Raw genomic sequence first — 7,770 nt, 5'->3', positions numbered from 1 at the left:
GTCTACGAGCCCGGCGTCCACCTGCTGCCTGCGGTCGTGGCGGTCAGCGCGGTCTCGGCCGGGGTGATCGCCGCCGTCGCCCGCGCCCTCGGGCCCGAGCGCGACGAGGCACTCGAGGTCTGGATCGTCGCCGGGCTGGTCGTGTTCGCGGTGTGCGGCATCCCGCCGCTGCTGGAGTGGGACGGACGCGTGGCCTGGGCCGTCCTGGTGCTGCTCGCGATGCTCGCCGCCCGCTTCGTGCCCTCCCTGGCCATCGACGTGCCCGACGAGACCCTCATCGACCTYGACCGGCTCGCGGTCACGGCCTGGTCGGCCCGCGACGGTGGCCGCGCCGGCCGCGGCCGCATCGTCGTCTCGGCGGCCGCGATGCGCCAGCTGGTCGCCGGCGCCACCCGCACCGTCACGGTCGCCTGCGCCGCGATCATGGTGACCGCGATCGTCGCGACCCCCCTGCTGCTCGCGACCGCGACCATCGACCTGGACCGCACCGGCGCTCGTGCCCTCGCGTTCTTCGCCGGGGCCAGCATCCTGCTCGCCGCCCGCTCCTACCGCCACACGACGGCCCGGCGTCTGCTGCGCGTGGGCGGTCTGGCCTGCTGGCTGTGGTTGGTCGCCTTCCTGGTCGGGGACGTCTCGCCGACCGGCCTGCTCGTCGGACTGGTGGCGGTGCTCCTGCTCGGGACGATCTGCCTCGCGGCCGCGGTGGCGACCGGTCGCGGCTGGCGCTCGGTGTGGTGGTCGCGGCGCGCCGAGCTGGCCGAGGGCCTGTGCGGGTCGTTCGCCCTCGCAGCGACGGTCGTCGCGTCCGGCTTCTTCCGCAGCCTGTGGGAAATCACGTCCTGATGTTTAGGCCCTGATCGCCCGGGTACATCGATCTCGGCACCGGGGGGCCGGGACGTCTCCCCGAACCAGCCACAGCTCCACCACACGGTGCCTCTCCAGATGCGGAGCACCATCAACCAGTGAACTCGGGGGTCAAGCCACCGAGGGGGAAGGATTGACATGACCAACCTGAGCCAGACAGAGAAGGCGCTCTCCCAGGGCGCGGAGTACGTCAACACCGCTCGCGGCGACGTCAAGAGCAAGTGCACCGTCCTGAGCGACCGGGTCTCGGAGATGATGGGCGGCTGGGGTGGCCAGGGTGCCTCCGCCTTCAGCAACCTCATGCTCGCGTGGCAGGACAAGCAGGAGACGATCCTCAAGGCCCTCGACCAGCTCTCCATGTCGATGCAGGAGACCGAGAAGGACAACATGAAGACCGACGAGTCGCAGTCGCAGACTCACATGAACCTTCAGAACCGTCTCGGCTGACCGCCACCCACCACAGACTTCAGGCCACACATCTCAGGAGAACTGCAATGACCGGTTTCGATGGAATCAATGTCCAGCACGGCAAGCTCGACGCTGGGTCCCAGGACGTCATGACGGCGGCCAAGGACATCCAGAGCCGCCTCGACCAGCTCGAGAGCGACCTCAAGCCGCTCGCCTCGGACTGGACCGGTGCCGCCAAGCAGGCCTACGACGAGGCCAAGGCCAAGTGGGACCAGGCGATCGCCGACATGATCGTCCTGCTCCAGCAGGCCAGCGCCAACGTGTCGACCTCCAACCAGGAGTACAAGGCCGCCGACTCGCGCGGTGCCAACCGCTTCTGATCGTCCGCGATCACCCGCACTCGAGGCCGGTCGTCCCAGCTGGGGCGACCGGCCTCGGTCGGCTCCGGACGGCGATCCGGATATGTAGGCTGCTCCCCGACCGGGGAGCTCACGACTCGGAAGTGACGCATGACGACCACGGCTCCGCTGACGGTGGCATGCACGGACCACGGGGGTAACTCAGCATGAGCCAGGCGGCGTCTGTCGCATCCGGACTGGTCCGGGTGACCGTGGCCTCGGGATCGCGACGGGTCGACCTCGTCCTCCCCGGTGCCGTCCCCGTGGCCGAGCTCGTCCCCGAGCTGGCGCGCAGCGTCGGCATCCTGGACGCGTCCACGGTCTACGGCGGCTACCGCCTCATCGCCCAGGACGGACGCCAGCTCGCCGGTGACGCCGGGCTCACCATCCAGGGCGTGGAGGACGGTGGCCTGCTCACCGTCACCGCCGGCATCGACGACGAGGCCCCGCGCATCTACGACGACATCGTCGAGGCCATGTCCGACGTGGTCGAGCACGAGCTCAGCCCGTGGGAGCCCGCGGCCGGGCGGCGTACAGCCCTCAGCGCCAGCGCCCTGCTCCTCGGCCTGGGCGCCTTCGCGCTGCTCCTGCAGGGGGAGAGCCTGCTCGGCGGCCTCGCCGCCGCCGTGCTGGCCGGCCTCCTCATCGTCGGCGGCATCGTGCTCGCCCACAGCCAGGAGGAGCCCGAGGCCGGCGTCGCCGTGTCGCTCATCGCCGTCCTGTACGCCGCCGTCGCCGGCCTGCTGCTCGCCCCCGGCGAGCTGCCCGGCTGGTCGTGGCCGATGCCCGCGGAGTTCTTCCAGCTCCCGCTGGCCTGTGCGGGCGGCGCGATGCTGGTGACGGGCGTGGTCGCCGTCGTCGGGCTCCAGGACGGTCGCGCCCTGGTGATCCCCGGCGTCGTCGTCGGCGCGGTCCTCGGCGCCTGCGGCCTGCTGCTCCAGGTGACCGGGTGGGAGGCGAGCGTCGTCCTCACGGTCGTCATGACCCTGGTCGTGCTGGCCGGGAGCATCTTCCCGTGGCTGGCGCTCGGGGTGACCGGCACCAAGGTCGACCAGATCTACTCGCTGCACGACATCACCGCCGACCCCGACGAGATCGACCCCGCCCAGGTGGGCGCGGACGCCCGGGTGGCGCACGAGATCCTGCTGGCCGTCTCCGCGACCGTCGGCACGCTCCTGGTCCTCCTCGCCCCCTTCGCGGTGGGCCGCGGCGTGTTCGGCACGATCCTGGCGGCGGTCTGCTGCCTGGCGGTGATGTTCCGCACCCGGCAGTACCGCGCCGGGTCCGAGGTGCTGGCCGGCCTGGTCTCCGGCATCGCCGGTCTGGTCTCCATCGCGCTGGCGATGGTCCTCATCCACGACGCCTGGCGGGCCGAGGCGGCGATCGCCCTGGCCGTCGTGGGCGCGGTCCTGCTCGTCACCACCCTCGTCCCGTCCTCCGGGTCGGTGCGACGCGGCCGGATCGGCGACGTGGTGGAGACCGCCACGCTGATCTCGTTGCTCCCGCTGATGGTGGTGGCGGCCGGCTTCTTCGACATGGTGAAGGGCTGATCCGGTGGCCACCAAGAAGGACCTCGTCGAGGCGCACGCCTTCAGCAAGCGGCGCCTCATCACCGCCTTCGTCAGCGGCGCCCCCGGGGGCCGCGAGGTCGAGCCGGTGCGCCCGGGGCGCGTGCTCATCGGCGGCATCGCGCTCTCCGTGCTCCTGCTGGCCGGCGCCGCCATCGCGGGCTTCCTCATCGGACGCCCCAACTCGGCGTGGCTCGAGGAGGGCAGCTTCGTCATCTCCAAGGAGACCGGTGAGCGGTACGTCGTCCTGCGCGGCGGCGAGGACCCGCGGCTCCAACGCGTCCCCAACTACCTCTCCGCCCAGCTCCTGCTCGGGGAGCCCGAGCTGACCGCCAACCGGGTCTCCGACACCTACATCCGCGAGGTGGCCCTCGGGTCCGACCTCGGCATCGACGGTGCGCCGACCCTGCCCGCCGCCTCGGACCTCATCGACGAGGGCTGGACGGCGTGCACGGCCGCCGACACCGGCATCAAGCTCACCATCACCGAGGACCCGGACATCGCCGAGCTGCGTCAGTCCGCCTTCCTGGTCAGCAGCGGCGGCGGACTGTGGCTCGTCGCTCCCAGCCCCGGGGGCAGCGGCTACCGGCTCCGGCTGCCGGCCGATGCCACCGACGCCGGCGTCATCGCCGACCGCCTGGGCTTCGGTGCGACCTCCCAGGCCCCGGTCGTCCCCGAGGAGTGGCTCAACCTCTTCCCGGCGGGACCGGCCCTCGACGTGGCGTCCTTCGGCATCGACGCGACCGACATCGGCGGGGCCGCGACGTACCCGGGTGCCGAGACCGACCTGTCCCGCTTCCGGGTGGGTGACCTCGTGCGCACACCGAGCCGCTCCTACCTGCTGGGCCCGGACGGCCCCATCCCGCTCAGCGAGTTCGCCGCGGTGGTCTACGACTCCGTGGGCTCCGACACCCAGGACCTCGACGAGGACCTGCGGGTCGCCCCGGCCGACACGACGTACCCCGACCAGTGGCCCACCGACACCCCGGTCTCCGACGAGGGACCCGACATGTGTGCGGTGCTGCACCCGGGAGCCGACGGCGAGGCCGCCGAGGTCAAGCTCGCCGGCACGCCGCGAGGCGAGGTCGCGGCCACGGGCATCGGACCGAACAGCCACGAGGTCGACGTCGCCCCCTCGGGGGGTGCCTACGTCCGGTCCGGCGCCGACGAGGCGGCCACCGACGGCACGCCGTACGTCATCGACACCAAGGCCCAGAAGTACGCGCTGGTCGGTCCCGATGTGGCGCTCTACATCGGGTACGGCGACAGCGCGGCGCCGGTGGTGCCCAACACGTGGCTGGAGTTCTTCGAGGAGGGCACCTCGCTCTCGGTCAACGGCGCACGCCGGGTGCCCGAGGACGCTCCCGCGACCACGGACTCCGACGCGTCATGACCCTGCGCAGGAGGGGGGCCGCGGGGATGCGCGGCGGCATCGCCGCGATGCTCGCCCTGGGGACGCTGTGCCTCGGGACGGCCGCCCCGGCCCACGCCGCCGACGGTGAGGAGTGCAACGTCTCGACCGTGCTCGAGTCCGAGAGGCTGGCCGACACCAAGGTGCGGACGAGCGCGCCGATGACGCGGATGCACGTCCCCGAGGCCCACGAGGTCACCGACGGCAGCGGGGTCACCGTCGCGGTGGTCGACTCCGGTATCCAGCCCGGGCTCCCCATCGACACCGTCCCCTCGGCGGGCATCCCGGACGTGTCGGGACCCCTCCTGTCCGGTCACGGCACCATCGTCGCCGGGCTGATCGCCGGCACGCAGGGCGTGGCCCCGGGCGCGACGGTCATCGACATGCGCGTGCTGGACACCGAGGTGCCCGACTACTCCCAGGGCCAGAAGGGTGTCACCTCCCAGGGCCTGACCGCCGGGATCCGCCAGCTCATCGCGCTGCGCCGCACCCAGCCGTTCTCGGTCGTCAACATCTCGCTGTCCGTCGGCCAGGACGACCCCAACCTGCGGGCGGCGATCAAGGACCTCCTCGCCCGCGACGTCGTGGTCGTCGCCTCGGCCGGCAACGCCGACCCGGACGCCCCCGAGTCTTTCAAGGGCACGCCGAGGAACGACGCGCAGGTCTACCCGGCCGACTACCCCGGCGTGCTCGCCGTGAGTGCGGTAGCTCCCGACAACGACGACCTGCGCCAGTACGTCGCGCCCAACAAGGACACCGATGTCGCGGCACCGACGTACGGCGGTCTCTCCTACAACATCACCGGCCAGAAGTGCCTGGTGACCGAGGTCGCCACCTCGTGGGCGGCGGCCGAGGTCACCGGGGTGGTCGCCCTGCTGCGCGCGGCCTTCCCGGACGACAACGCCAAGCAGATCGTGGGACGGCTCAAGGCCACCGCCGAGGGGTCCGACGAGGTCGCCAACCCGTGGACGGGTGCAGGCGTCGTCCAGGCGCACGACGCGCTCACCCGCGCGCTCACCCTCGGGCGCAGCGGCAAGGTCGACCGCACGGTGGCGGAGGTCAGCGAGGACGCCATGGCTCCGCCGGCGCCGCAGCGCATCGACCTCTTCGGCTCCTCGCGGACGCTGCTGCTGTGGGCGGGGCTGCTGGCGGGTGCTCTCATGGCGCTGGCCTTCATCCTGCGACCCCTCGCCCGGCGCTGACGCGGAGTACTGGTCTGACGATCCTCGGGAGCGGTCGGGGGTCTCCGTGGGAGCGGTGAGGGTCTCCGTGGGAGCGGTGAGGGTCTCCGTGGGAGCGGTGAGCAGACCACAATTGGCGACGGCGGAAGGTGGCTGCGCGACCTGCTTGCCGGGCGTGTCCGGCGGCGCGCCGAATGGGAGGTCGGCCAGCCACGTTCCCGCACCGGGGAAATGTGGCCAGCTCACCGCTCCAACGGGCCGGTGTGGCGTGCCGATCCGGCGCGGTCCGGCGCAAATGCGACACGGCGCCGGGGGACCGGCGCCGTGTCGAGTGGCGGAGGATAGGGGATTCGAACCCCTGAGGGCTTTCACACCCAACCCGCTTTCCAAGCGAGCGCCATAGGCCACTAGGCGAATCCTCCGCGCAGGAGCGTACCGGTCGCCCGACCGGGGATGAAATCGCCCTCACCGGGGTCGCCTTGGGCGGTGCGCGGACCCTCGCCTAGACTCTGCGACAACCCCCCACGTGGCGACATCTTGCCCAACTCCCCCAGGGCCGGAAGGCAGCAAGGGCAAGCAAGCTCTGTCGGGTGCGTGGGGGGCCTTTTCGTCCGGTGGGGCCCGTCGCGCGCAGCGCCCGGTGGTCGCTGTCGGACCCGGTGGTTAGGGTTCAGACGTGGAGTCACCGCTCGCCCTCTATCGCCGCTACCGGCCTGAGACGTTCGCCGAGGTCATCGGCCAGGATCACGTCACGGAGCCGCTGCGCGTCGCGCTGGCCAACGACCGGGTCAACCACGCCTACCTCTTCTCCGGCCCGCGCGGCTGCGGCAAGACGACCTCGGCCCGCATCCTGGCGCGCTCCCTCAACTGCGCCCAGGCGCCGGTCGCCGATCCGTGCGGCGAGTGCGACTCGTGTCGTGAGCTGGCCCGTGGCGGCTCGGGCTCCATCGACGTCATCGAGATCGACGCCGCCTCGCACGGTGGCGTGGACGACGCGCGTGACCTGCGTGAGAAGGCGTTCTTCTCCCCGGTGCGCGACCGCTACAAGATCTACATCATCGACGAGGCCCACATGGTCTCGCCGCAGGGCTTCAACGCGCTCCTCAAGCTGGTCGAGGAACCGCCGCCCCACCTGCGCTTCATCTTCGCGACCACGGAGCCGGAGAAGGTGCTGCCGACGATCCGGTCGCGCACCCACCACTATCCGTTCCGCCTGATCCCGCCGCGGCTGCTCTCCGACTACCTCTCCCGCTTGTGCGTCGAGGAGGGGGTGGCCATCGAGCCGGCCGCCCTCCCGCTCGTGGTGCGCGCCGGCGGCGGCTCGGCGCGCGACACCCTCTCGGTCCTGGACCAGCTCCTCGGCGGAGCCGGTCCCACCGGTGTCACCCATGCGCTGGCGACGGCGCTGCTCGGCTTCACCCCCGACTCGCTGCTCGACGAGGTCGTGGACGCGTTCGCAGCCGGCGACGGGGCGGCAGTGTTCGGGGTCGTGGACAAGGTCGTCGAGACCGGCCAGGACCCGCGCCGCTTCACCGAGGACCTGCTCCGGCGGTTGCGCGACCTGGTCATCGTGGCCGCGGTGCCGGAGGCGCCGGCGAGTGGGCTGATCGACGTCGCGGAGGATGCGGGGGAGCGCCTGGTGGCCCAGGCCGCCCACTTCGGTGCGCTCGAGCTGAGCCGGGCCGCCGACATCGTCGCCGCCGGGCTCACCGAGATGCGCGGCGCCACCGCCCCGCGCCTGCTCCTCGAGCTCATCTGCGCCCGGGTCCTGCTGCCCGGTGCCGACCACACCAGCGACGGGGTGATGGCTCGCCTCGATCGCCTCGAGCGTCGCCTCGACGTGTCCGGCGCGGTCAGCGCCCCCTCCGCGGTCGCGGCGCCCGCTCGTGGAGTGGCGCCACGGCCGACCGCGACCCGCCCGGAGCCGACCCGCCCCGAGC

At 72.1% G+C, this 7,770-nt stretch carries 7 protein-coding genes, 1 tRNA gene and 1 other RNA gene; 8 read left to right on the top strand and 1 reads right to left on the bottom strand.

Annotated elements, in window-relative coordinates; translation table 11 throughout:
- The 6 genes from ACXJKL_RS09435 to ACXJKL_RS09410 form a co-directional block, all read left to right on the top strand.
- Positions 1-843: hypothetical protein (locus tag ACXJKL_RS09435; protein ID WP_457206806.1), on the top strand; the 843-nt coding region annotated here is incomplete at its 5' end.
- 159 nt (positions 844-1,002) lie between these two features.
- Entirely contained in the window at positions 1,003-1,311 is a 309-nt protein-coding gene (locus ACXJKL_RS09430) for a WXG100 family type VII secretion target (protein ID WP_457206805.1), read from the top strand.
- Positions 1,312-1,358: 47 nt separating this feature from the next.
- The gene (locus ACXJKL_RS09425) at positions 1,359-1,652 is read left to right on the top strand and encodes a WXG100 family type VII secretion target (protein ID WP_457206804.1); all 294 of its coding nucleotides are present in this window, start codon (positions 1,359-1,361) and stop codon (positions 1,650-1,652) included.
- A gap of 185 nt (positions 1,653-1,837) precedes the next feature.
- Positions 1,838-3,220 carry a type VII secretion integral membrane protein EccD gene (gene eccD, locus ACXJKL_RS09420; RefSeq protein ID WP_457206803.1) on the top strand — a complete coding sequence of 461 codons (1,383 nt, stop codon included), beginning with the start codon at positions 1,838-1,840 and terminating at the stop codon, positions 3,218-3,220.
- A 4-nt stretch (positions 3,221-3,224) separates the two neighbouring features.
- A complete protein-coding gene (locus ACXJKL_RS09415) occupies positions 3,225-4,631 on the top strand; it encodes a type VII secretion protein EccB (protein ID WP_457206802.1) in 1,407 nt (468 codons plus the stop codon).
- On the top strand, positions 4,628-5,851 hold the full coding sequence (locus ACXJKL_RS09410) for a S8 family serine peptidase (protein ID WP_457206801.1): 1,224 nt from the start codon (positions 4,628-4,630) through the stop codon (positions 5,849-5,851). Before ACXJKL_RS09415 ends, ACXJKL_RS09410 begins: the two co-directional genes overlap by 4 nt.
- Positions 5,852-6,162: 311 nt before the next feature.
- Here ACXJKL_RS09410 and ACXJKL_RS09405 read toward each other — a convergent pair.
- Positions 6,163-6,252, bottom strand: a tRNA-Ser gene (locus ACXJKL_RS09405).
- 94 nt (positions 6,253-6,346) lie between these two features.
- Between ACXJKL_RS09405 and ffs the strand changes: the two genes are divergently transcribed.
- Positions 6,347-6,437, top strand: an RNA gene (gene ffs, locus ACXJKL_RS09400) — signal recognition particle sRNA small type.
- A gap of 69 nt (positions 6,438-6,506) precedes the next feature.
- Positions 6,507-7,770, top strand: a 1,264-nt coding sequence (locus tag ACXJKL_RS09395) for a DNA polymerase III subunit gamma and tau (RefSeq protein WP_457206800.1), incomplete at its 3' end; no start/stop codon positions are given.

It is taken from the genome of Nocardioides sp. P5_C9_2 (genome assembly GCF_054049555.1).
The sequence above is the reverse complement of the archived record's forward strand: the minus strand, read 5'-3'. Positions and strand labels throughout refer to the sequence as shown.

Excerpts from the sequence above, each read along its gene's own strand:
- ACXJKL_RS09430 (WP_457206805.1), top strand. The coding sequence starts at position 1,003 with ATGACCAACCTGAGCCAGACAGAGAAGGCGCTCTCCCAGGGCGCGGAG.
- ACXJKL_RS09425 (WP_457206804.1), top strand. The coding sequence starts at position 1,359 with ATGACCGGTTTCGATGGAATCAATGTCCAGCACGGCAAGCTCGACGCT.
- eccD (WP_457206803.1), top strand. The coding sequence starts at position 1,838 with ATGAGCCAGGCGGCGTCTGTCGCATCCGGACTGGTCCGGGTGACCGTG.
- ACXJKL_RS09410 (WP_457206801.1), top strand. The coding sequence starts at position 4,628 with ATGACCCTGCGCAGGAGGGGGGCCGCGGGGATGCGCGGCGGCATCGCC.